This window comes from Nocardioides okcheonensis (assembly GCF_020991065.1).
GTDB lineage: Bacteria > Actinomycetota > Actinomycetes > Propionibacteriales > Nocardioidaceae > Nocardioides > Nocardioides okcheonensis.
Map to the genome: position 1 here is coordinate 928,628 of NZ_CP087710.1, position 21,502 is coordinate 950,129.

At 73.2% G+C, this 21,502-nt stretch carries 24 protein-coding genes; 8 read left to right on the forward strand and 16 right to left on the reverse strand.

Annotated elements, in window-relative coordinates; translation table 11 throughout:
• The first annotated feature begins 126 nt into the window (after nucleotides 1–126).
• Complete coding sequence (locus tag LN652_RS04270) at nucleotides 127–792, forward strand: hypothetical protein (protein WP_230443451.1); 666 nt, start codon at nucleotides 127–129, stop codon at nucleotides 790–792.
• Between the two features lie 67 nt (nucleotides 793–859).
• Here the strand turns inward: LN652_RS04270 and LN652_RS04275 are convergent, their stop codons facing one another.
• The 3 genes from LN652_RS04275 to LN652_RS04285 form a co-directional block, all read right to left on the reverse strand.
• Complete coding sequence (locus LN652_RS04275; RefSeq protein WP_230443452.1) at nucleotides 860–1,675, reverse strand: ABC-2 transporter permease; 816 nt, start codon at nucleotides 1,673–1,675, stop codon at nucleotides 860–862.
• Nucleotides 1,672–2,571 carry an ABC transporter ATP-binding protein gene (locus LN652_RS04280; RefSeq protein ID WP_230443453.1) on the reverse strand — a complete coding sequence of 300 codons (900 nt, stop codon included), beginning with the start codon at nucleotides 2,569–2,571 and terminating at the stop codon, nucleotides 1,672–1,674. The genes LN652_RS04275 and LN652_RS04280 overlap by 4 nt, the downstream gene beginning before the upstream one ends.
• An 85-nt stretch (nucleotides 2,572–2,656) precedes the next feature.
• Complete coding sequence (locus tag LN652_RS04285) at nucleotides 2,657–3,133, reverse strand: hypothetical protein (RefSeq protein WP_230443454.1); 477 nt, start codon at nucleotides 3,131–3,133, stop codon at nucleotides 2,657–2,659.
• Between the two features lie 216 nt (nucleotides 3,134–3,349).
• Between LN652_RS04285 and LN652_RS04290 the strand changes: the two genes are divergently transcribed.
• Entirely contained in the window at nucleotides 3,350–3,940 is a 591-nt protein-coding gene (locus LN652_RS04290) for a DUF1349 domain-containing protein (RefSeq protein WP_230443455.1), read from the forward strand.
• Nucleotides 3,941–4,044: 104 nt separating this feature from the next.
• On the forward strand, nucleotides 4,045–4,488 hold the full coding sequence (locus tag LN652_RS04295; RefSeq protein WP_230443456.1) for a ferritin-like domain-containing protein: 444 nt from the start codon (nucleotides 4,045–4,047) through the stop codon (nucleotides 4,486–4,488).
• 67 nt (nucleotides 4,489–4,555) lie between these two features.
• Here the strand turns inward: LN652_RS04295 and LN652_RS04300 are convergent, their stop codons facing one another.
• From LN652_RS04300 to LN652_RS04310, 3 genes are all read right to left on the reverse strand, one after another.
• Nucleotides 4,556–5,245 carry a hypothetical protein gene (locus tag LN652_RS04300; RefSeq protein ID WP_230443457.1) on the reverse strand — a complete coding sequence of 230 codons (690 nt, stop codon included), beginning with the start codon at nucleotides 5,243–5,245 and terminating at the stop codon, nucleotides 4,556–4,558.
• Between the two features lie 68 nt (nucleotides 5,246–5,313).
• Nucleotides 5,314–5,664: a hypothetical protein gene (locus LN652_RS04305; RefSeq protein WP_230443458.1), complete on the reverse strand. Its 351-nt coding sequence runs from the start codon at nucleotides 5,662–5,664 to the stop codon at nucleotides 5,314–5,316.
• Between the two features lie 228 nt (nucleotides 5,665–5,892).
• On the reverse strand, nucleotides 5,893–6,237 hold the full coding sequence (locus tag LN652_RS04310; RefSeq protein WP_230443459.1) for a MarR family transcriptional regulator: 345 nt from the start codon (nucleotides 6,235–6,237) through the stop codon (nucleotides 5,893–5,895).
• Between the two features lie 159 nt (nucleotides 6,238–6,396).
• Here LN652_RS04310 and LN652_RS04315 point away from each other — a divergent pair, with 159 nt between their 5' ends.
• A complete protein-coding gene (locus LN652_RS04315) occupies nucleotides 6,397–7,035 on the forward strand; it encodes an NAD(P)-dependent oxidoreductase (RefSeq protein WP_230443460.1) in 639 nt (212 codons plus the stop codon).
• 94 nt (nucleotides 7,036–7,129) lie between these two features.
• Here the strand turns inward: LN652_RS04315 and LN652_RS04320 are convergent, their stop codons facing one another.
• The 6 genes from LN652_RS04320 to LN652_RS04345 all read right to left on the reverse strand — a co-directional run bounded on the left by LN652_RS04320 (nucleotide 7,130) and on the right by LN652_RS04345 (nucleotide 14,978).
• Nucleotides 7,130–8,380: an HNH endonuclease signature motif containing protein gene (locus tag LN652_RS04320; RefSeq protein ID WP_230443461.1), complete on the reverse strand. Its 1,251-nt coding sequence runs from the start codon at nucleotides 8,378–8,380 to the stop codon at nucleotides 7,130–7,132.
• A 415-nt stretch (nucleotides 8,381–8,795) separates the two neighbouring features.
• Nucleotides 8,796–9,638, reverse strand: coding sequence for an SDR family NAD(P)-dependent oxidoreductase (locus LN652_RS04325; RefSeq protein ID WP_230443462.1), 843 nt, complete (start codon nucleotides 9,636–9,638; stop codon nucleotides 8,796–8,798).
• A gap of 97 nt (nucleotides 9,639–9,735) precedes the next feature.
• A complete protein-coding gene (locus tag LN652_RS04330) occupies nucleotides 9,736–11,112 on the reverse strand; it encodes an NAD-dependent succinate-semialdehyde dehydrogenase (protein ID WP_230443463.1) in 1,377 nt (458 codons plus the stop codon).
• A gap of 120 nt (nucleotides 11,113–11,232) precedes the next feature.
• Nucleotides 11,233–12,261: an aldo/keto reductase gene (locus tag LN652_RS04335; RefSeq protein ID WP_230443464.1), complete on the reverse strand. Its 1,029-nt coding sequence runs from the start codon at nucleotides 12,259–12,261 to the stop codon at nucleotides 11,233–11,235.
• 54 nt (nucleotides 12,262–12,315) lie between these two features.
• Nucleotides 12,316–14,040 carry a thiamine pyrophosphate-dependent enzyme gene (locus LN652_RS04340; protein ID WP_230443465.1) on the reverse strand — a complete coding sequence of 575 codons (1,725 nt, stop codon included), beginning with the start codon at nucleotides 14,038–14,040 and terminating at the stop codon, nucleotides 12,316–12,318.
• Between the two features lie 89 nt (nucleotides 14,041–14,129).
• On the reverse strand, nucleotides 14,130–14,978 hold the full coding sequence (locus LN652_RS04345; RefSeq protein ID WP_230443466.1) for an SCO6745 family protein: 849 nt from the start codon (nucleotides 14,976–14,978) through the stop codon (nucleotides 14,130–14,132).
• 118 nt (nucleotides 14,979–15,096) lie between these two features.
• Between LN652_RS04345 and LN652_RS04350 the strand changes: the two genes are divergently transcribed.
• Nucleotides 15,097–16,047, forward strand: a complete 951-nt coding sequence (locus LN652_RS04350) for a class II glutamine amidotransferase (protein WP_230443467.1) — start codon at nucleotides 15,097–15,099, stop codon at nucleotides 16,045–16,047.
• Between the two features lie 56 nt (nucleotides 16,048–16,103).
• Here the strand turns inward: LN652_RS04350 and msrB are convergent, their stop codons facing one another.
• From msrB to LN652_RS04365, 3 genes are all read right to left on the reverse strand, one after another.
• On the reverse strand, nucleotides 16,104–16,556 hold the full coding sequence (msrB, locus tag LN652_RS04355) for a peptide-methionine (R)-S-oxide reductase MsrB (RefSeq protein ID WP_230443468.1): 453 nt from the start codon (nucleotides 16,554–16,556) through the stop codon (nucleotides 16,104–16,106).
• A gap of 41 nt (nucleotides 16,557–16,597) precedes the next feature.
• Entirely contained in the window at nucleotides 16,598–16,879 is a 282-nt protein-coding gene (locus LN652_RS04360; protein ID WP_230443469.1) for a DUF4287 domain-containing protein, read from the reverse strand.
• A 100-nt stretch (nucleotides 16,880–16,979) separates the two neighbouring features.
• Entirely contained in the window at nucleotides 16,980–17,540 is a 561-nt protein-coding gene (locus LN652_RS04365; RefSeq protein WP_230443470.1) for a TetR/AcrR family transcriptional regulator, read from the reverse strand.
• Nucleotides 17,541–17,563: 23 nt separating this feature from the next.
• Between LN652_RS04365 and LN652_RS04370 the strand changes: the two genes are divergently transcribed.
• Nucleotides 17,564–18,805: an MFS transporter gene (locus LN652_RS04370; RefSeq protein WP_407941522.1), complete on the forward strand. Its 1,242-nt coding sequence runs from the start codon at nucleotides 17,564–17,566 to the stop codon at nucleotides 18,803–18,805.
• A 465-nt stretch (nucleotides 18,806–19,270) separates the two neighbouring features.
• Here LN652_RS04370 and LN652_RS04380 read toward each other — a convergent pair whose 3' ends face one another.
• Entirely contained in the window at nucleotides 19,271–19,885 is a 615-nt protein-coding gene (locus LN652_RS04380; protein ID WP_230443472.1) for an FMN-binding negative transcriptional regulator, read from the reverse strand.
• A 59-nt stretch (nucleotides 19,886–19,944) separates the two neighbouring features.
• On the opposite strand from LN652_RS04380, the gene LN652_RS22005 reads away from it, so the two are divergent.
• Both LN652_RS22005 and LN652_RS22010 read left to right on the forward strand, forming a co-directional pair.
• The gene (locus tag LN652_RS22005) at nucleotides 19,945–20,640 is read left to right on the forward strand and encodes a hypothetical protein (protein WP_329958460.1); all 696 of its coding nucleotides are present in this window, start codon (nucleotides 19,945–19,947) and stop codon (nucleotides 20,638–20,640) included.
• Complete coding sequence (locus LN652_RS22010; protein ID WP_329958485.1) at nucleotides 20,535–21,461, forward strand: ATP-dependent DNA ligase; 927 nt, start codon at nucleotides 20,535–20,537, stop codon at nucleotides 21,459–21,461. The genes LN652_RS22005 and LN652_RS22010 overlap by 106 nt, the downstream gene beginning before the upstream one ends.
• Nucleotides 21,462–21,502 lie beyond the last annotated feature (41 nt).

A 21,502-nucleotide genomic window follows, 5' to 3' on the forward strand; every position in this document is an offset into this window, starting at 1 on the left:
GGCACGCCGGACGGTCGCCCTGACCGGCGCCACGCGGTCCGGGTTTTCCTCAGATGATGGGATGTGCCGGACGCGGGGGTGCTGGTTGCGTGGGCAGGCATGAAGCGTCTCGGTCGTCTCGTCCCCGTGGGAGCACTCGCGCTCGGGCTCCTGGTCGTCGGGGCACCGGCCGACGCCGGATGCCCGGAGCCCGGCCAGGGTGCGCCGGGCTGTCACTCCGGCCCGGTGCCCGCGGAGTGGGGCGAGCCGACCTGGGAGCACGTCACCTTCGTCGTCGTCGCACGCCAGAAGGGCTACCTGCCCGAGCGGCTCGGCAACCAGCACCTCACCGAGGTGAACACCTGGGACGAGGAGGGCGTCGTCGCCGGCACGGTGCGCGACTGGTTCTGCCCGGCGGGCGCCGTCGCCCCTCTCGACCCCCAGGAAGCCTCGCCGTGCCGGTTGAGGGCGACGTCCTCGATCGACTACGACCACTCCTACGTGTGGCCGGGCGAGACCGTCCAGCGGTGGGCCCCGACACTGAGGTACGTCAACGTCCGGCTCCCGGTCGTCGTGACCGCGGCGGATGCCGATGCCGGCGGGGCGGGCCCCCAGCGCGGGTGGCTCTCGCTGCGCCTGAAGGCCGACGGCGCGGTGACGCAGTCCTGGTACGACGGCGACCACGCGGACGCCGTGGAGCGGGCGGGGGCGTACGTCTCCGGCGGGCGCCTCCTGGGCAAGCCGTGGCTGGCGACGGAGAGCGTCACCGTCGACACCTACGTCCTCCACCGCGAGTACGACCCCGCGGGCTGAGGCCCGGCGCCGGCACGGCGAGAGGCGGCCGGCCCCCGTCCCGACACGGCACCGCCGCCGCGCGCGGCTACGCGACCTCGGCACGACGGAGCGAGAGCAGCCCGGCGACGAGCGGCACGACGATCCAGATCAGCGTGGTCGAGCCGAGCATCGCCCACTCCTCGCCGGTGTCCGTGGCGCCGTCGAAGAGCACCACCTGGGTGGCGTTCCAGTCGACCCACGGCTGCAGGTCCTCGAACCACGAGCGCACCTGGGCCAGTAGCACGAGGATGCCCGGCATGACCAGCGAGACGACGAAGTAGCCGACGATCGCGGCCGCCGAGCCGCGCAGCACGACGCCCAGCGTGAACCCGATGGCCATGCCCACCAGGTTGCCGAGCACGATCTGGGGTGCGGCGCTCCACGACACGTCCCAGACGGTCTCGACACCGGCGATCGCGGCGCCGGCGAGGTTGCCGACGGCGCCCACCGCGAAGGCCAGGACCATCGAGCCGAGGCCGACCAGGAGCGCCGCGCTCGCCTTGGCGCCGATCACCCGGCCGCGGCTCGGCACCAGCGTGAACGTCGTGAGCCCGCTGCGCTGGCTCCACTCGCTCGTGACCGAGAGGATGGCGATCATCGGCAGGATGACCGACATGGGCAACCCGATCGCCGTCGCGAAGCTCTCGTAGGTGACGGCGTTGTCCGGGGCGAACGCGATGACGGACCCGGTCGCGACGACCGACAGGACGCCGATGCTGACGAGCATCCAGAACCCCGAGCGGGTGTCGAACATCTTGCGCAGCTCGACCTGGACGAGCCGCCCGGTCGGGATCGGGGGGACGGCCCGGCGCACCGCTTCGGCGTCCGTCGAGGCGGTCGACGGGACGGTCGCGGCGCTCATGCTGCCGCCCCTTCGCGCTGGGTGTCGGCCGTGAGGGACAGGAACATGTCCTCGAGCCCTGCGCCCTCGGCCGACCGGAGCTCGGTGAGGGCGATGCCGGCGGCGAGGGCCACGGCCCCCACCCGGGCGGGCTCGGCCTCCGTGCGGACCGAGCCGTCGCCGGCGAGCGTGCTCGCGATCCCGGCCCGCTCGAGCGCGTGCGCGAGGTCGCGCGGCGACGACGCACGGGCCAGCGTGCCGGCGGCCGCCAGGAGCTCCTCCTTCGTGCCGGACGCAACGATCCTGCCATGACCGATCACGACCAGGTCGTCGGCGACGACCTCGATCTCGTGGAGCAGGTGCGACGACAGCAGCACCGTGCCGCCCCGGCTCGCGAAGCCGGTCAGCAGGTCGCGCATCCAGCGGATCCCGGCCGGGTCGAGCCCGTTGGCCGGCTCGTCGAGGATCAGCACGTGCGGGTCGCCGAGCAGGGCGGTGGCGATGCCGAGTCGCTGGCGCATCCCGAGCGAGTAGGCGCGCACCCGGCGCCCGGCCTCGGCGGGCGTCAGGCTGACCCGCTCGAGCATCTCGTCGACCCGCCCGCGGGGCAGGCCCATGGTGTGCGAGGCGACGGTGAGGACCTCGCGCCCGGTCCGACCGGCGTGCTGAGCCGAGGCGTCCAGCAGGACGCCCACCTCGCGTCCGGGGTTGGGCAGGTCGACGAACCGTGCGCCGTCGATGGTGGCGGAGCCGGACGAGGGCGCGGTCAGGCCCACCATCATGCGCATCGTGGTGGACTTCCCGGCGCCGTTCGGGCCGAGGAAGCCGGTCACGCGGCCGGGTCGGGCGGTGAAGGAGACGTCGTCGACCGCGGTGGAGCCGGCGTACGTCCGGGTCAGGGACTGGACTGTGATCATGGCTCCACCCTCGACGCGTCGCGTCGCGAGCGGATCGGCTCGATGGCCGGTCCTGCTGGCCGAAAGTACGAGGCCGGTCGACCGCCTACTCGCCGGAGCCGTCGGACCGCTCGCTCGGGGCCGGGACGGCGTCGAGCCGGCCGAGCATGTCGGTGAGGTGGCGGCGCAGCTGCTCGGAGTGCTCGGAGGCGACCCGCCGCAGGCGCGTGGCCTCCGACTCCTGCTGCGCGCGGTGCTGGTCGGCGTCCGCGCGGACGCTGTCGGCCTCGGCTCGCGCCTCGCCGATCGTCTTCTCGGCGGCCCGACGCGCGTCCTCGAGCATCGCGTCGGCGTCGCGCTGGGCGGCGCGCGTGACCTCGGCCGCCTCCTCCTTCGCGGCGGCGACGATCCCGTCGGCCTCGGCGCGGGCGTCGGCGCGCCACTGGTCGGTCTCGCGCGCGGTCATCTCGAGCAGCCGCGCCGCCGACGGCGAGCGCGGCGCGGGCACGTCGAGCTGCGCTCCGGGCTGGTCCTGCTCGCCCGCGTCGCCGCCGACGGTCCGGTCGAAGTCCTGGTCCAACACGTGCGCCTCCTCTGTTGCCCCCGCAGTGATGTCTGCAGCAGCGTACGAGGTCAGCACCCCACCTGCCGAGGGCGGGCGGCAGATCAGTCTTCGTCCTCACCCACGGACGTGGTCCCCGCAGCGGTCGTGGAGCCCGTCCGGACCGCCCGGCCGACGCCTAGGATCATCGTCATCCACACGTTGGATCCCTGACCTCCGGCCCCTGGGAGAGCGACCATGACGCACAGCGTTGCCTGGACGGACGGACGCTGGACGAACGAGCCCGCCGAGGTCGTGGCCGAGGGCGACGGCCTGCGCGTCACGGCCCGTGAGGGCAGCGACGCCTGGCGCCTCACGTCCTACGGGTTCATCCACTCCAGCGAGCACGCGCTGCTGGCCACGATGGACCCCGAGTCCGCGGTCGAGGTCCAGTTCCGTCTCGACCTCGCCGAGCAGTTCGACCAGGCCGGCATCTTCGTGAAGGTCGACGACCACTCGTGGGTCAAGGCCGGCGTCGAGCTCAGCGACGGGGAGGAGAGCCTCGGCGCCGTCGTCACCCGGGGCGCGTCGGACTGGTCGCTGTCCCCCGTGCCGGCCTGGGCCGGGCGCCTGGTGACCGTCCGCGGCAGCTGGTCGGGCAACGCGCTGACGATCCGCGCGCGGGTGGACGACGAGCCCTGGCGGCTGGTCCGCGTGGCGCCCCTGGAGACGTCGGGACCCGTCACGGCCGGGCCGTTCTGCTGTGCGCCGACCCGGTCCGGGCTCACGGTGCACTTCACGTCGTGGCGGACCACCCCGCCCGACACCGGGCTGCACCCGAGCACGTGAGCCCGGTCGGCGAGTGTCTCCCCGCCGCCGGGCATCCCCACGGGTGATCCGTGGCGACGGTCCGTCGGCTTGTGTGGAGGAACCACTGACACGAAGGAGCACACATGTCTGATGACGCCAAGGCCGCCAAGGAGCTCGTCGAAACGCTGAAGGACGGCGAGAAGGGGTTCGCGGACGCCGCCGACAAGCTCCGCGACGGGGAGCACCCGGAGTGGGCGACGACCCTCCACCGCCTGTCGGAGCAGCGCGCCGGGTTCTGGCGCGAGATCGTCGAGCTCGGCCACGAGTACGGCGACGACGTCGACAAGAGCGGCTCGGTCGCCGCAGCCCTGCACCGCGGCTGGATCTCCCTGAAGGACGCGCTCACCGGCGACGACGCCGAGGCCGTCCTCAAGGCCGCCGCCACCGGCGAGGACCACGCAGTCTCGGAGTACGAGGACGCCCTCAAGCTCGACCTCAGCGCCGGCTTCCGCGAGGTCGTCGTCCGCCAGCAGGCCGCGGTCGTCGCGGCCCGCGACGAGGTCAAGGCGCTGCAGACCGCCGCCTGATCGGCTCGTGTCCGGCGCCGCGGTCACCGCGGCGCCGGGCCCTGCCGTTCGGGGCCCAGCGACGACGTCAGGTGGGATCGGGCAGCAGGAAGTGCCCCGTGACGAGCCACCAGGCGGCGTCCGCCGCCATGACGAGCCCCGCCAGCACCAGTGTCGCGGTCCCGACGCGAGCGAGAACCGGCCGAGCCCGCGGCATCAGGTCACGCAGCCACGCGACCGCGCGGCCATGGCGGCGCAGCATGATGGCGAAGGCGAGCGCGATGAGCGGGAGCTGGCTCGTCACGATCCACGTCACGTGGGCCAACGCGATCTCGGGCACCGACTCGCTCCGCCCGGCAAGCACCACCAGGCCCACGAAGGTGGGATCGAGCGGCGCTGACGCGGCGAACACGAGGCCACCGGCCACCAGGGCCGAGCCGGTGCGGCCCGGACGGGCAGGCCTGGGCGGCCGCACGTCGCGGCGCCGCAGCCGCGCCACCGCCCACGCGAGGAGCGCCCCCGCGAGCACGGCCTCGATCGCCGCGCCGAGCCAGTCCGGCGGGAGGACGGACGTCCAGTCGAAGTCCTGCAGCTGCTGACCGAGGGTCATCGTGAGGATCGTGCCCAGCAACGCGGTGCCCGCCACCACGATCGCGGTGAAGACCAGCACCGTTCGTTCGCGAGCGCCCGCAGCGAGCGACCCCAGGGCCAACAGCACGCCAGCCGGGTCGATCCCTGCTGTCCCGAGCGCCAGCGCGGTGACGAACAGTCCGGACATGGTGGAAGCCTAGGAAGCGGACGAAAACACGGGGGCCACACCGTCTCGGCGCGTGCCCGTCGGCACGCTCAGCGAACAGCGTGGTTGCCGTACAGCGCGAACGCGACAGCGAACACGCTCAGCACGGCCACGAACGTCAGCCAGCGCCCCACCACGGTCCACCCGTCGGCCGCGTCGTGCGGCCCGGCCTGTGCGGCGGAGCCGTGCGCCTGCACGTGACCGAGCAGGCCGGTGTCGTGGTCGGCATAACGAGCGGCCGCTTCGCGGGCTCGTGCCCCTGCACGCGCACCCAGCACCTGCTGGCGGACATCGACGTCGATGACCTGGCGTGGACGGACCGCAGCGGGCGGGGTGGCCGACGTCGCAGGACGCACCACCAGCGTCCGCGAGACCTCACTAACGTCCACCGGCATCGGCATGCACGCGACCGTAGGCACGAACCGTGCTCGCAAGCGGCCGGTGAGCACGACGTACCCGCAATCAGGGACGCGAGGCGAGCCCGCGGCAGCGACGGTCTGCCTCGCGTCCAGCGGTGCCTCACCCACCTTCTGGAGTGTGGGAGCGTGGCTCAGCCGTCACTGGCACGGCGAACTGTGCGACGTGCTGTCCAGTCGACCATGGGCCCTGCGCACATCGACCCGCGCGCGTCACGGGGCGGGCGGGAACTCCGCCCCGGCAAGCGCGAGCAGTGCAGTGGTCGAGCCGTCGAGGTAGGCGATGACTGCTTCGCCGCTGCGTCGGCTCATTCGAGCAGCGAGAGCATCGAGGTCTCGAAGCATCGGAAGCACGTGAGCGACGACGGTGTCACGGCCGGCGTCGGTGAGCTCGATCGCCACCCGGCGGCGGTCCTCGGGGTCACTCGTACGGCGCGCGTGGTCACGCTTCTCGAGGCGCCTCAACAGGTGGGTCACGGCGCCTTGACTGATGCCGAGGCGCCCAGCGAGCTCCACCGCACTCAGGGGTCCGACCATCAGGTGCTCGAGGGCATCCACGTCCGTACGTGAAACCCCGAGCGTGCGAGCAAGATGACCTTGAGCACGTGTGTGTGCCAGCAACACTCGTTGCAGCGCCGTTGACAGTGGGTCGTGCGGAACGTCTTCAGGTGTCATACTGCTTGCATATCTAAAGTATCGGCGAGGACGGTGGCACGCATGAGAATCGGTCTCCTCGGAGCGACTGGCGGAAGTGGAGAGGCGCTTCTGAGTCTGGCATGCGAAGCAGGCCACGACGTCCGCGTCGTCGCTCGACGCCCCGACGCGGTCCAGGTCCCGAAGGGAGCGTCGGTCCACGTCGCGTTGGGTGACGCCACCGACCCGGCAGCGCTCGGCTCTGGACTCGACGGCTGCGAGGTCGTCGTCAACCTCGTCGGCGTGAGCGGCCTGCTCGCCGCGCGGCGTGGCACCACGGTCTACTCACGGAGCGTCGCGGCCCTCGTCGCCGCAGCTCCTACAGCCGGATTCTCCCGCGTGGTGCTCGTCACCAGCGGCGGAGTCGTGGACCAACCGGATGACGGCTGGTTCTACACGCACGTCCTCAAGCGCCACTTCCTCGAGCCGACGTACCGCGACATGCGCCTCGCGGAGCGATCACTCCAGCACAGCGACCTGGGCTGGACCATCGTCCGCCCCGGCTACCTCACGGGCGACAAGCAACGCACCGACTACCGCGTCAGCATCGATGCCCCCCTGGCCAAGGACGGCTCGTTGAGCAGGTGGAGCCTCGCGCACGCCATCCTCCAGCGGGCACTCAGCGACGAGGCGCTCGGCCACACGCTTGCCGTGGCCACGTGAGACACGCAGGTCCTGAAGACGCGCTCGGTGACGAAAGGGGGCGACCTGCCCGGCATCAGCGACCGGCTCGGACGGAAGCACGTACCCGTGCCCCTCACGTCCGCATGGTGAAGCTGACCTGGTTGTCGGCGTGGATGGTCTTGGCGTAGCGCGGGTCGTGGGCCAGGCGGTGGTGGCGCGGGCACAGCAACCGCCCGTTCACCAGATCGGTCGCACCACCGTTGGACCACGGGTCGTCGTGGTGGGCATGACACCCCGACGCGGTCGTCTCACACCCCTTCGCGGTGCACCCGCCGTCCCGCAACCCCAGCGCGATCCGCTGCGCCTTGCTGAAGAGCCGCCGCGACCGTCCCAGGTCCAGCACCTGCCCGTCGCCGCCGAGCACCACCGGGACGATCCCGGCCTCGCACGCCAGCCGGCGGGCCTGGGCCGCCGACATCCGCGTGCCGTCGTCCAGCAGCGCCACCGCGTGCTCACCCAGCAGGTCCTGCAACGTCACCGCCACCACCACCGACACGCTCACGCCCGCGGTCTGCGGGGTCGCGTCCAGCGGGTACCGCTCGACGTACTCCACGAACGCCTCACCCATCCGCCGCCGCGACGGCTTCCACACACCGTTCTCGTCGCGCAGGTCCCCCTCGGTGTGCCGGGCCGGGTTCGCCAACGCCTGCAGGATCCGCCGCAGGATCGCACCCACGTGCGAGGGGACCGTGAACCGGCCGTGGCAGCGGCCCTCACCGTCGTCCGACATCAAGAACGACACCGACTCCGCCGCCCGGCGCTCCTCCTCGGCCAGCGCGTCGGCCTCGGCCGACTCCCCCACCTCGGGTGCCACCACGTCCAGGATCCGCTTCCCGATCTGCCGCAACGCCCTCGCATCATGCAGCCGCGCGTAGGCCAGCAGCCTCGCCTCGGCCTCCTCCCGCACGGCGACGTCGACACGGTCCGGCAGCGCATCAACCGCCTCGACGATCGCCCGCGCCTGCTCCGCCCGCAGCGTGCCGTCGGCAAGCAGACGCCCGACCTCCGGGTGGTTCTCCATCGCGCGCCCCAGCGCCAGGTCGCGGCGTACCTCACGCCGCGTGGACCGCGTCTCGGCCGCGACCCACGGAACCGCGTCCCGAGAACCCTCCACCGTCCCGACGTCGTCCGAGGCCGCCAGCACCCGCGAGAGCAGCCCGTCCAGCTGCGACCGCGCCGCCACCAGCTCCACCAGCGCCGCCCGCTTCTCCCCCACCGACATGAACACCGGCTCCACCGGCGCCACACCCTTCAACGACGCACGCAGGTCCACGGCGCACTCCACGATCGGATGCAGCTGCTCCACCGGATCCACCAGGGTCATCCAGAGCCACCTCCTCGCACGCACGTCACTGACAACCGCCCGGGTCCGGGGCGGAGCGGTGAGGCATGGGGTGGCGTCGAAGGCCTGGCGTCACCTGTGAGCCCTACGGCATCCCGTGAGCACCACCACGGGTTCTATGGGTGACTGACCCGGTCCCGGGCCCTCCGTCACCTCAGACGAGAGAACCGTTCCGGACCGGCGTGCTACGCACGATCGTACACCTGTTCGAATGCGTGAGCAAGGAGTGCCGACACCTGTGGAGGAACTGCTGTCCTTGGTCGAGGGGTCTCGAGACGGGACTCCGTCCCTCCTCGACCACCGAGTGCCGTTCGTCCCTCCTCGACCAGCGAGTGCCGAGGGGTCTCGAGACGGGACTCCGTCCCTCCTCGACCAGCGAGCGCCGCGGGGCTAGCGCTCAGCCGATCCCGACCAGCGCGGCCGACCGCTCCCAGAGCCCGTCGATGAGCGCCTGGTCGCTGGCCTGCCTGTTCTCCCGGCCGTCGACGTGGAAGCGGCTGAAGTACCGCCCGTTGACCTCGGGGTCAGGGCCGCGCTCGGCGAGGGCGACCAGCGGCGCGGCACCGTCGGGGACGCTGATCGTGGCGAAGCGGGCGAGCGGCGTGCGGTAGAGCAGGCCGACGATCCGGGAGTCGCGGCCGAAGGAGCTGCCCACCGGCCCGGGGTGCACGGCGGCCGAGGTGATCCCGTCGTCCGCCCACCGGTCGGCGATGCCGCGGGTGAAGAGGATGTTCATCAGCTTGCCGGTGCCGTAGGCGGGGAACTCGCGCGCCTTGCGGTGCTCGTAGTCGAGGTCGTCGAGCACGACCTTGCCCATCAGGTTGCCGATGCTGGAGGTGTTCACCACGAGCGAGCGTCCCGCCGCGGCCAGCGTCGGGCGCAGCAGGTTGGTCAGCAGGAACGGCGCGAGGTGGTTGACCTGGAAGTTGGGCTCGTGGCCGTCGTGGGTCGTCCTCGACGGCGAGAAGGTGCCGCCGGCGTTGTTCATCAGCACGTCGAGCGTGCCGGCGCGGTCCGCGACCTGCCCGGCGAGGCGGCGTACGTCGTCGAGGCGGGCGAAGTCGGCGACCAGCGGCTCCGTGCCGACGGCCTCCGCGACCGGGCGCAGCTTGTCGCGCGAGCGCCCCGTGACGAGGACCGTCGCGCCCCGCTGGGCCAGGACCCTGGCGGTCTCCGCGCCGATCCCGTCGCTCGCCCCGGTCACCAGCACCGTGCGGCCGGCCATCGTCTGATCAGTCATGCGCCGAGCCTAGGTCGCACGTGCTGAGCGGCAGCCCCACGCACGACGCCCCGCGCACCCGGTCGTGGGTGCGCGAGGCGTCGGAGGGTGCGGCGGGTCAGCCCGCGGGGGTGTAGATGAGCTTCTTGTTGACGAACTCGTCGATGCCGTAGGGGCCGAGCTCGCGACCGACGCCCGAACGCTTGGTCCCGCCGAAGGGGAGGTCGGCCGCCGACCCCTGGGCGCTGTTGATCCAGACCATGCCGGTGTCGAGCTGGTCGGCGACCCGCTGGGCCTTCTCGGTGTCCGAGCTCCAGACGACGCCTCCGAGGCCGAACGACGAGTCGTTGGCCAGCGCGACCGCCTCGGCGGCGTCCTCGACGCGGTAGACGACCGCGGCGGGGCCGAAGAGCTCCTCGCCGTAGGCGCGCATGTCGGGCGTGACGTCGGTGAGCACGGTGGCCTCGACGAAGGCGCCCGGGCGGTCGAGCCGCTTGCCGCCGGTGCGGAGCGTGGCGCCCTTGGAGACGGCGTCCTCGACCTGCTCGAGCAGGGTCGTCGCGGCGGCCTCGGAGGACAGCGGGCCGAAGCCGGAGGACGACTCGAACGGGTCGCCCGGCGTGAGCGCGCCCATCGCCGCGGTGAACTGCTCGACGAACTCGTCGTAGAGGTCGTCGACGACGATCATCCGCTTCGCGCCGTTGCAGGCCTGTCCGGCGTTGCCCATCCGGCCGCGGACGGCCGACTTCACGGCGGCGCCGAGGTCGTCGGCGTCGAGGAGGATGAACGGGTCGGAGCCGCCGAGCTCGAGGACGACCTTCTTGAGGTGGCGGCCCGCCACCTCCGCGACGGCCGAGCCGGCCCGCTCGGAGCCGGTCACGGAGACGCCGACGACGCGCGGGTCGGCGATGATGTCGGCCGACTGGTCGTTGGTGGCGAAGAGGTTGATGTAGGCGTCGGCCGGCAGCCCGGCGTCGGCGAAGATCTGGTCGATCGCGAGCGCCGACTCGGGGCACTGCGGGGCGTGCTTGAGCAGGATCGTGTTGCCGACCATGAGGTTGGGCGCGGCGAAGCGGGCCACCTGGTAGTAGGGGAAGTTCCACGGCATGATCCCGAGCAGCGGGCCGACCGACTCCTTGCGCACCAGCGCGCTGCCACCCATCGCGGGGTCGAGCGGGGCGTCGGCGAGCAGCGTCGGGCCCTGGTCGGCGTAGTAGCGGAAGATCGAGGAGACGAGCTTGATCTCGCCCTTGCCCTCGCGGACCGGCTTGCCCATCTCGCGGGCGATGATCGCGGCGAGCTCGTCGGCGCGCTCGTCGTAGAGGTCGGCGACCCGGCGGAGCACCTGCGCGCGCTCGTCCTTCGACGTCGTGCGCCACTCGCCGTACGCCGCGTGGCTGCGCGCGAGCGCGTCCTGCACCTCGGCGTCGGTGGCGGTGGGGAACTCCTTCTCGACCTCGCCGGTGGACGGGTTGGTGACCTGGTAGTCGCTCATGCGTGATCCTCTCGAACGGGGGTGGGGACGCGCGTGCATCCCCCACCTCCGAACGTACGCACGGCTGCGGCCCTCACAAGGGTCCGGAGGGGTGAGGAGTCACACCGTGCGGATCGGGAATCAGCCGCCGGCGAGGTCGCGGCTGCGCTGCTCGAGGCCTAGCTCGCCGTAGGGGTAGTCCGTGGCGGCGAGGTCGCTGGCCTCGTCGAGGACCGCCTGCTCCCCCGCCGACAGCACCAGCCCGGCCGCCTTCAGGTTGGCGGCGAGCTGCTCGGTGGTGCGGGCGCCGAGGATCGTGGAGGTGACGGCGGGGCGGTTGGTGACCCAGGCGAGGGCGACCTCGGCCATGGACACCCCGCGGTCCTGCGCGACGCGCTCGACGGCGTCGATGATCCGCCAGGTGCGCTCGCTCCCCCGCCGGTCCCAGGCCTCCATGCCGCGGCCGGGGTCCTCCCCGAGCCGGGTGTCGCCGGTGGGCCGCTGGTCGCGGGTGTACTTCCCGGACAGCCAGCCGCCGCCCAGCGGGCTCCACGGCAGCAGGCCCATGCCGGCGTCGAGCGCGGCCGGCACGACCTCCCACTCGATCTCGCGGACGATCAGGCTGTACTGCGGCTGCAGGGTCACGGGCTCGCGCAGGCCCAGCGCCCGGGCGGTGTGGACGGCCTTGGTCAGCTGCCACCCGGTGAAGTTGGAGAGCCCGTAGTAGTGGATCTTCCCGGCCTGCACGAAGCCGTCGAGCGTGCGCAGCGTCTCCTCCAGCGGCGTGTGCGGGTCGAAGGCGTGGACCTGGTAGAGGTCGACCGCGTCGACGCCGAGACGTCCGAGCGAGGCGTCGAGCGCACGGGTGAGGTGGCGCGTGGAGAGCCCGCTGTCGTTGGGCCCGGCGCCCATGGGGAACCGGCCCTTGGTGGCGAGGACGACCCGGTCGGTGACGTCGCGGGGCCGGTCGGCCAGCCAGCGGCCGATGATCTCCTCGGAGGTCCCGGCGGAGTAGACGTCCGCGGTGTCGACGAGCGTGCCGCCGGCCTCGACGAACAGGTCGAGCTGCTCGTGCGAGCCCGCCTCGTCGGTCTCGGCGCCGAACGTCATCGTGCCGAGGCACAGCTCGGAGACCGCGCAGCCGCTGTTGCCCATCCGTCGGTGTCGCATGCCGTCGAGCCTAGCCACCGGTCCCGACGGCCGCCCCCGGCCGGAGCCGGGCTGCTACTCCGGCGAGACGACGAACTCCTTGCTCTTGGCGATCGCGAACCCCCACCCCTGCGCCAGGGTGGGCTTCGGCGGGAGCGCGATCTCGTCCGGGTTGGTCAGGACGTCGAGGAGGACGGGACCGGGGTGGGCCAGCGCGTCCGCGACGGCGGCGTCGACCTCGCGCGGGTCGGTCACCCGGATCCCGCGCATCCCGAGGGCTTCCGCGACCTTCGCGAAGTCGGGGTTGTGCAGGAATGTGCCGAACTCCGGCAGCCCCACCTGCTCCATCTCGAGCTTGACCATCCCGAGCCGGCCGTTGTCGAAGACGACCAGCTTGACCGGAAGCTCCTCGGTGACGGCCGTGATCAGGTCGCCCAGGAGCATCGTGAGCCCACCGTCGCCGCAGAGCGCGATGACCTGGCGGTCGCGGTCGAGCGCCTGGGCACCCAGGGCCATCGGCATCGCGTTCGCCATCGAGCCGAGGTTGTACGACCCCAGCATCCGTCGTCGCCCGCTCATCCGGATGAAGCGGCTCAGCCAGACCGTCGACATGCCGGTGTCGGTCGTGAAGACGGCGTCGGGGTCCGCGTGCCGCTCGAGGGCGGCCGCGAGCAGCTCCGGGCGGACCAGCCCGTCGGGGTTGTCCACCCTGCGTCGCAGCAACCCGACCTTCTTGTGGTCGTAGTCGGCGTGGGTGAAGTGCTCCTGCCCACCGGCCCACTTCTCGTAGACCGTGCGCGCCTCCTCGAGGTGGCCCCGGTCGGTCTTCTCCTGCAGCAGCGGCAGCAGCGCGGCCAGCGCCAGGCGCGAGTCGCCCACGACCGCGTGGTCGACCGGGGTACGCCGTCCGACGTGGGCGCCGCGGACGTCGATCTGCACCACGGTCTTGCCGGTCGGGAGGAACTCCGGGTAGGGGAAGTCGGTGCCGATGAGCACCAGCACGTCGCACGACTCGAGGGCCCGCGCGGTGGCCGGGTTGCCGATCAGGCCGGACTGGCCGATCTCGAAGGGGTTGTCGTCGTCGAAGCCCTCCTTCGCCTTGAGCGAGAGCACCATCGGCGCCGCGAGGAGCTCGGCCGCCCGCAGCACCTCGTCGCGGGCGTGGCGGGCCCCCATGCCGACGAGGAACGTCACCGACCCGGCCGCGTTGATCGCACCGGCCGCGGCACGGACGGCGTCGGAGGTGGGGGCGAGCTCCGGTTGCTCGGTCACGAACCTGGGGAGCGGGGTGTCCTTCGGGAGGTCGAGGCCGCCCACGTCGCCCGGCAGGCTCAGCACGGCGACCCCGCGCTCGGAGAGGGCCGCGTTGACCGCCTGCTCGATGATCCGGGGCACCTGGTCGACGCTGGTCACCGTCTCGCAGAAGACGGACACGTCGGCGAAGAGCACGTCGTTGTCGACCTCCTGGAAGAAGTCCGAGCCGATCTCCTCCCGCGGGACCTGGCCGCAGATCGCCAGGACGGGCGTCCTCGACTTCTTCGCGTCGTAGAGACCGTTGAGCAGGTGGATGGCGCCCGGGCCGACGGTGCCCATGCACACGGCGAGGTCGTCGGTCAGCTGCGACTGGGCGGACGCGGCGAACGCCGCAGCCTCCTCGTGCCGCACGGCCATCCACTCGACGCGGTCCTCGCGGCGGATGGCGTCGGTGACCGGGTTGAGCGCGTCGCCCACGACGCCCCAGACCTGCCGGACTCCGTGCTGGGCGAGGGACTCGATGAGCAGCTCCGCGACAGTCGTCATCACCCCACCGTGCCACCGAGTCCGGCACCCGGTACCACCCGCAAGGTGGTGCTCCGGAGCGTGTGCCGGTCAGCCGGCAGCAAGGCGGGTCAGGCGAAGACCCCGGCCGGGAAGGCGCCGTTGGTCAGGGCGGTGGTGACGAGCGGACGGCAGAGCTCGGTGAGCCGCTGCGTGCCGGCCTTCCCGAGGTGCTCCCACGGTGCGTACGCGCTCTCCTCCGTCCGTCGCTCGACCGCCTTCCGGAGCGCGACGCCCTCCTCGGTGAGCTGCCCGTCGGCCGTCATCAGGCCGCGCGTCTCCAGCGCGGCGACCGTCGCTCCCCACTGCTCGTCCGACCAGCCCCGCGTCGCCTGGGCCGCGGGCCGGGTGAAGCCCTTGCCGGTCGCGGTGTGGCTGACGAGCGCCTCGATGCCGTCGAGGTCGGAGCCGATCAGGGCGGCGACGTGCCCGTCCCCGCGGTGCTCGCGGAGCAGGGTGAGGGCGTGGAAGAGGACCATGTGCGGCTCCTCCGGCCAGGGCAGGTCGGCGTGGGCCGCGTGCAGCGGGCGACCGGCGACGGTGCACCCGTCGGAGGCCGTGCGTGCCAGGTCGGCGGCCTCCCGGACCTCGTCGGAGCCGAGCGTCTCCCCACCGAGGAGACGGGTCCACGCGGCCGAGACGCCGCGGTAGCGGGCGGCCACCACGTCCTCCGGGCTCGCCGCCTCCCAGACCGCCGGGACGAAGTGCGCGACCAGCGAGGGGTTGAACACGTAGAACGTCGCGGCCACGGGCCCGGGGCCGACGCGACCCATGGCCGCCGCGCGCGACGCGAAGTAGGTGGCGCGCCCCTTGCGGACGCCGAGCCCGACCACCTCCGCCTCGACCTCGGGGGCGAAGTAGCCCAGGGCGTGCAGGGGCTCCAGCAGGCGGGCGGTGCGTCCGGCGAGGCGAGGGTCCATGCCCCCTTCCTACCGTGCCACCCCGTCCGGAGGAGGTGGTGGGACCTCCGTCCGGCACCACCTAGGGTGGCCACGCCCGCGGCCGCCGGTCGCCACACCCACCCGTGGAGGAACCCCCATGTGCCGCGTGCTCGCCTACATCGGACCCGAGGTCCCCCTCGAGGACCTCCTGCTCACCCCGTCGAACAGCCTGGTGAACCAGTCCCTCGACCCGGAGCGCTACCCGGACCTCCACCTGGCAGGCTGGGGGTTCGGGGCGTGGAGCGAGCACCTGCTCAAGCCGGACGACCCCTTCCTCTACCGCCGCCCCGTGGCAGCCTTCTACGACGACAACGCCGCGCGGATGATCCCGAGCCTCCAGGCGAGCACGGTGCTCGGCCACGTCCGCGCGGCGGCGTACGACTCGAAGGTCGTGCTGGCCGACGAGAACTGCCATCCCTACTCGTTCGAGGGCACGCCGTGGATCCTGGCCCAGAACGGCGACCTGCCGCACTGGATGCTCCTCCAGCGTGAGCTGCTCCAGCACTGCGACGACACGTTCCTCACGCAGATGCGAGGCACGACGGACACGGAGTTCCTCTACGTGCTCCTGCTCTCGCTGCTCGAGGGCGACAGCGACGAGGACGTGCAGCGGGCGGTCGAGCAGATGGTCCGTCTCATCGCACAGGCCATGGCGGACCTCGACCTCCGGGCCCTTGCCAAGCTCAAGATGGCCCTGGTCTCGCCGAACCGGATCATCGGGATCAACACCGGGCTCGGGCACGACGGCGACACCGACCCGACGGGCGACTGGCAGGAGCTGCGGGAGTCCGGTCCCGGCACGGACGACTACGCCCTGTCGATGCTCCTCGAGCCGATGCACCTGCTGCTGGGACGCGCGGTCGAGACGGACGCGACGACGTTCGGCTTCGAGGCGTGCACCGAGCAGGAGGCGACCACCGCGCTCTTCGCGTCCGAGGAGCTCACCGAGGACACCGACGGCTGGTCCGACCTGGCGTTCGGTGAGATCGTGTTCTTCGAGCGGACGGGCGAGCGCGTCACCCGCACCGTCAGGCGCCTGGAGGTCTGACGGCGCCCGAGGGGTACGTCCTCGTGTCGGACGATGACGCCCGCTGACCTCTGCTCCTACTTCGCCGGCCCGGCTCCTCGGGGAGCGCCGGGCTCGTCGAGGGTGAGCGCGGCACCGTTGATGCACCACCGTCGACCCGTGGGGACCGGACCGTCGGCGAACACGTGGCCGAGGTGTCCCCCGCAGCGGGCGCACGAGGCCTCCCGCCGGGGCAGGAGCAGCGTGAAGTCGGTGTGCGTGCCGACCGCGTCCGCGGCTGCCGGGGCGGTGAAGCTGGGCCACCCCGTCCCGGAGTCGAACTGGTCGGCGGCCCGGAACAGCTCGGCCCCGCAGCCGGCGCACCGGTACGTCCCGGCGCGGTCCGCCGGCGGGTGCTCGTACGGACTGGAGCGGGGCGCCTCGGTGCCTGCCCGGCGCAGCACCCGGTAGGCCTCGGGATCGAGGCTCGCGCGCCACTCGGCGTCCGAGCGGACCACCTCGGGCTGCGGTCGGGAGCGGCGCCTGAACACGTCACGATCCTAGTGAGGACCTGGTGGTGGCGTGAGGCGCGTCAACGCCGGTCGATGCCGTCGAGCCGCAGCTCGGTGGACGGGTCGGAGTGGGTGCCGCCGCTGCCGACGTGCTTGTCGCTGATCGTCGCGCCGTTCTTCAGCACGCCCCACAACGCCATGGCGTGCCCACGACCCACGTCGTAGTCGTCCTCGAGCCACAGGACGAAGTCGCCGGCCTTGCTCGCCGGGGTGAACCCGCGGGCGGCGGCCTCGCCCAGCAGCTCGTCCGGCGTCCTGCCGGTCTTCTTCTCGATCGCATCGAGGTAGGCCTGGTAGCTCATCGTGATCCCCTTCGGTGGTGTGCGAGCGACGCTAGTGGCACCGACCGCCTCACCGCTTCTCCGAAACCGCTGTCCCCTGGCCGGTGGACCACCCGGGCGGTCATGACCATCCGAGGGCCACAGCGGCGACGCGGCGACCGACCGTGGCAGGGTCGTCGGGCGCTCCCCGCAGGAGGCTCGCGAGGACACCGTTGTAGACCAGCGTCACCGTGTCGACGATCTCGTCGACCCGCGCGGGGTCCGCGGCCTCGGCGTACGCACGGAGTCGCTCCCGCAGCAGCGCGTCGTCGCGGGCGACCAGTGCGGCAGGCGCGTCGTCGGCGGCGGGTCGCTCGGAGGCGGTGGCGAGGAAGGTGCACCACTGGGTCGCCCCGGCCGTCGCCCGGAAGGTCGTCACGGCGTCGAAGACGGCCAGCACCCGGTCGCGCGGGTCCTCCGCCGCCTCGACGTGGGAGCGCCAGACCTCGTCCCACGCGTGGAGCCGCCTCGCGAGGACGGCCTCGACCAGACCGTCCTTGCTCCCGAAGTGGGAGTAGAGCGTCACGACCGACACGCCCGCCTCGCGCGCCACGGCGTCGACGGGGGTGACGGCGATGCCGTCGCCGAAGAACAGCCGCTCGGCCGCGTCGAGTGCTGTGGTTCGGGTGTCCGGACGCCCCATGCCCGTAGTGTAACGTGCGTTTCATGGTGGTGAAACGTACGTTTCAATCCGGCACGACCCACGGCCTCCCGCTCGTCGCGGCCGGCACCCTGCTGGTCGCTGCGACGTACGGGATGGCCCGGTTCGGGGTCGGGCTGCTGCACCCGGCGATGGCGGTCGAGCGTCCGGGGATCGCGACGGCGCTGCCGTCGGCCGGCGCAGCGCAGTTCGCCTCGTACTGCGTGGCCGCCGCGCTGGCGGGCCTCGTCGTCCCCCGCAGGTCACGCGCGGTCGCCGGGGCCGCGGGCGTGCTGGCCGGGGCCGGGTGCGTGGGGCTGGCCACCAGCACGTCGAGCGGGTGGTTCGTCGTCAGCGCGTTCGTCGGCGGCGCCGGCGCGGGCCTCGCGTCTCCCGCACTGGTCGGCTTGCTCGACGCGCTGGTCCCGGAGCGGGTGGCCGGCAGCGCGCAGGCCGTGGTGAACTCCGGCACCACGCTGGGGGTCGTCCTCACCGGGCTGCTCGCCACCGCGATCACGGCGCCCGGAGCTGCGTGGGTGCTGATGGCGGTGGTGTGCGTGGTCGCCGGCGCCGCGGTCGTGCTCCTGAGCTCGGGCGCAGCGGTCGCCGGTCCTCCGGCAGGGCGCGGAGGACGAGCCGCGCGTTCCCTGGTGCTCCCGCTCGTGCTGGCCCTCGGCGCCGGGGTCGCCTCGGCCGCCGTGTGGACCTTCGGCCCCACCGTGGTCGTCGACCGCGGAGCACTCCGACCCGGCCAGGTCGGCCTGCTGTGGGCGGCGCTCGGGCTCGGCGGACTCGCGGGTGCGTTCGTCGCACGGCCGGTGTCGCGCCACGGACCCACCACGGCGTTCGTCGTGTGCACGGCGGCACTGCTGGTCGGCTCGGCCGCGGTGCTGGTCCCGGGCGCCGACCCGGCACAACCGCTACTCGGGGCGGCCTGCTTCGGGGCGGCGTACATGTCCCTGAGCGGCGTGCTGATCCTCTGGGGACCGCCTGGTCGACCCGCGCGGCGGGGGTTCCGCCACCGCATGGCTGTTCATCGCGCTCGCGATCGGGCAGGCCGCCGGCTCCCAGCTCCTGGGGCGCGTGCTCGCCTGAGCGCGGGCGCGTCGGCCGCGCGGCTCAGGCCGGCGCGGCGCGCTCGACCGTGGTCACCACACTCGTCACCGACGGACGCGCCGGGGTCGAGGAGAACCCGAAGCGGCACGGCGGGTCGACGGGCGCCAGCGCGCCGAGGTCGGCGCCGCGCCAGTCCCCTGCGACCGACGTGACGGCGTGCACCGAGGTCGCGCCGTACCACTCGCGCCGGTCGTTGCCGGCGGTCCCGCGGGTCCGCACCCCGCGCACCACCACGCGCGCCACCGGGTCGATCGCGGTGCACCAGGCGGGCGCGGTCGCGACCCGCGCCGGGACCAGGCCGAGCAGCACGCCCAGCGGCGTACGCCCACCGAGCGCCAGCCGCAGCGACAGCGACGGGGTCGTCACCTCCCAGCCGTCGCCCCCGTCGGTGACCGACACGGGCTCGAGGACGTGCTCGTCGAAGGTGTAGGTCGCGCTGACGAAGTCGCGCACCCGCTCGTCCGGGGCGAGCAGCACGCGGTGGCCGGCGGCGTCCTCGACCATCACGTCGGCGAAGGAGCCCCACGGCGAGCCGTCCCACCGGCCGACGACGACGCGGACCCCGCTGGTGCTGCCCACGCCGGCGATCCGGCCGGTGAACCGCTCGCGGACACGCCTCACGGCGCCACCAGCCCGGACGGGTCGCGCCCGTCGGCGGAGAGTCCGGCCGCGACGCCCGCGCGGTCCTCGTCGGAGCGGTTCTGCGAGAGCTTCGCCTTCGCCTCGACCGAGTCGACGACGACCTCGACGCCGACGATCGGGCGGAGGTTCTTCTCGACGTAGTCCGCGGGGGCGTCTGCGACCGCCCACGGCTGCGCGCGCGGGGCCTCGTGGCGCTCGGTGAGGCGGGTGACCAGGTCCAGCACCCAGGCGGCGTCGTCGTGCACGCGGACCGTGCCGCGCAGGTGGACCACGGAGTAGTTCCAGGTCGGGACGACCCGGCCGTGCTCGGCCTTGGAGGCGTACCAGGACGGCGAGACGTACGCGTCCGGCCCGGTCACGACCGCCAGGGCGGGCGAGCCGTCGACCACGCGCCGCCAGTGGGCGTTGGCCCGGGCGAGGTGGCCGACGAGGCGGTCCCCCTCCCAGAGCACGGGCAGGAGGGTGGCGTCGGGCAGCCCGTCCTCGCCCACCGTGACCAGCTGGGCGACCCCGACGCCTGCGACGAAGGGACGTACGGCGTCGGCGTCCATCGCGTTGAAGCGGGGCACGTAGAGCGAGGCGTCGGGCATGGCTCCATCCTGCCCGTTCGGGCGCGGCGGCTGTCGGTGGCGGGCGGCAGGATGGGCGCATGCTGCTCGCCGAGCTCGTCGCCACGTCCACCGCGGTCGCCGCCACGCGCTCGCGCAAGGCCAAGGTCGCCGCGCTCGCCGAGACCCTCGCCCGGGTCACGCCCGAGGAGCTCGAGGTCGTCGTGTCCTACCTCGGCGGCGCGCTGCTCCAGCGCCGCACCGGCCTCGGCTGGCGCGGCGTGAGCGAGGTCCCCGACCCCGCCGACGAGCCGTCCCTCGGCGTGCTCGAGGTCCACGAGGCGTTCGACGCGATGTCCCGCCTGGCCGGCGCGGGCTCCCAGCTCGCGCGGAAGGAGGCGGTCGCCGCGCTGTTCTCCCGCGCCACGGCGCCCGAGCAGCGGTGGCTGCAGGCGGTCGTCACCGGCAACGTGCGCCAGGGCGCGCTCGACGCCGTCACCCAGGAGGCCGTCGCGCAGGTCGCGGGCGTCCGCTGGCGGCCGTGCGCCGGGCCGCGATGCTGGCGGGGTCGACCGTGGCCGCGGCCGGCGCCGCGTGGGCCGGCGAGGACGCGCTGGCCGCCATCGGCCTCGAGGTCGGCCGCCCGGTCATGCCGATGCTCGCCTCCAGCGCGCCCGACGTGGCCACCGCGATGGCCGGCCTGTCCCCCGACGCCGGCACCGAGGTCGCCATCGACGCCAAGCTCGACGGCATCCGGATCCAGGTCCACCGCGACGGCGACGAGGTGCTGGTCGTGACCCGGAGCCTCGACGACATCACCGGGCGGCTGCCGGAGGTCGTGGAGGTGGCCCGGTCGCTGCCCGCGGAGCGGTTCGTGCTCGATGGCGAGGCACTCGCGCTCACCGACGACGGGCGCCCGATGGCGTTCCAGGACACCGCCAGCCGCACCGCCCAGGACGCGGGCGTCCCGGTCACGCCGCACTTCTTCGACCTGCTCCACCTCGACGGCCGCGACCTGCTCGACTCCCCTGGCCGCGAGCGGATCGCCGCCCTGGACGCGCTCGTGCCCGAGCAGCACCGCGTGCGCCGCCTCGTCACCACCGACCCCGCGGAGGCCGACGCCTTCGCGGCCGAGACCGTCGCCGCCGGCCACGAGGGCGTCGTCCTGAAGGACCTGTCGGCGCCCTACGCCGCGGGCCGCCGCGGCTCGGCCTGGGTCAAGGTCAAGCCGGTCCACACCCTCGACCTCGTCGTCCTCGCCGTCGAGTGGGGCTCGGGGCGCCGCGAGGGCTGGCTCTCCAACATCCACCTCGGCGCCCGCGACGACACCTCGCCCACCGGCTTCGTGATGCTCGGCAAGACGTTCAAGGGCATGACCGACGAGGTGCTCGTCTGGCAGACCGAGCGGTTCCTGGCGCTCGAGACCCACCGCGAGGGCCACGTCGTCCACGTCCGGCCCGAGCAGGTCGTCGAGATCGGCTTCGACGGCCTCCAGCGCTCCACCCGCTACCCCGGTGGCCTCGCGCTCCGGTTCGCCCGCGTCCTGCGCTACCGCGACGACAAGGCCGCCGACCAGGCCGACACCATCGAGGACGTGCGCGCCCACGCCCGCGGGTGACACCGGGTCGGACACGAAGATACGCCGCACCGGGGAGGCGG

Coding starts and splice junctions, on each gene's coding strand:
- LN652_RS04275 (WP_230443452.1), bottom strand. CDS start 1,675: ATGAGCGCCGCGACCGTCCCGTCGACCGCCTCGACGGACGCCGAAGCG.
- LN652_RS04280 (WP_230443453.1), bottom strand. CDS start 2,571: ATGATCACAGTCCAGTCCCTGACCCGGACGTACGCCGGCTCCACCGCG.
- LN652_RS04290 (WP_230443455.1), top strand. CDS start 3,350: ATGACGCACAGCGTTGCCTGGACGGACGGACGCTGGACGAACGAGCCC.
- LN652_RS04295 (WP_230443456.1), top strand. CDS start 4,045: ATGTCTGATGACGCCAAGGCCGCCAAGGAGCTCGTCGAAACGCTGAAG.
- LN652_RS04300 (WP_230443457.1), bottom strand. CDS start 5,245: ATGTCCGGACTGTTCGTCACCGCGCTGGCGCTCGGGACAGCAGGGATC.
- LN652_RS04305 (WP_230443458.1), bottom strand. CDS start 5,664: ATGCCGATGCCGGTGGACGTTAGTGAGGTCTCGCGGACGCTGGTGGTG.
- LN652_RS04315 (WP_230443460.1), top strand. CDS start 6,397: ATGAGAATCGGTCTCCTCGGAGCGACTGGCGGAAGTGGAGAGGCGCTT.
- LN652_RS04320 (WP_230443461.1), bottom strand. CDS start 8,380: ATGACCCTGGTGGATCCGGTGGAGCAGCTGCATCCGATCGTGGAGTGC.
- LN652_RS04325 (WP_230443462.1), bottom strand. CDS start 9,638: ATGACTGATCAGACGATGGCCGGCCGCACGGTGCTGGTGACCGGGGCG.
- LN652_RS04330 (WP_230443463.1), bottom strand. CDS start 11,112: ATGAGCGACTACCAGGTCACCAACCCGTCCACCGGCGAGGTCGAGAAG.
- LN652_RS04335 (WP_230443464.1), bottom strand. CDS start 12,261: ATGCGACACCGACGGATGGGCAACAGCGGCTGCGCGGTCTCCGAGCTG.
- LN652_RS04340 (WP_230443465.1), bottom strand. CDS start 14,040: ATGACGACTGTCGCGGAGCTGCTCATCGAGTCCCTCGCCCAGCACGGA.
- LN652_RS04345 (WP_230443466.1), bottom strand. CDS start 14,978: ATGGACCCTCGCCTCGCCGGACGCACCGCCCGCCTGCTGGAGCCCCTG.
- LN652_RS04350 (WP_230443467.1), top strand. CDS start 15,097: ATGTGCCGCGTGCTCGCCTACATCGGACCCGAGGTCCCCCTCGAGGAC.
- LN652_RS04360 (WP_230443469.1), bottom strand. CDS start 16,879: ATGAGCTACCAGGCCTACCTCGATGCGATCGAGAAGAAGACCGGCAGG.
- LN652_RS04365 (WP_230443470.1), bottom strand. CDS start 17,540: ATGGGGCGTCCGGACACCCGAACCACAGCACTCGACGCGGCCGAGCGG.
- LN652_RS04370 (WP_407941522.1), top strand. CDS start 17,564: ATGGTGGTGAAACGTACGTTTCAATCCGGCACGACCCACGGCCTCCCG.
- LN652_RS04380 (WP_230443472.1), bottom strand. CDS start 19,885: ATGCCCGACGCCTCGCTCTACGTGCCCCGCTTCAACGCGATGGACGCC.
- LN652_RS22005 (WP_329958460.1), top strand. CDS start 19,945: ATGCTGCTCGCCGAGCTCGTCGCCACGTCCACCGCGGTCGCCGCCACG.
- LN652_RS22010 (WP_329958485.1), top strand. CDS start 20,535: ATGGCCGGCCTGTCCCCCGACGCCGGCACCGAGGTCGCCATCGACGCC.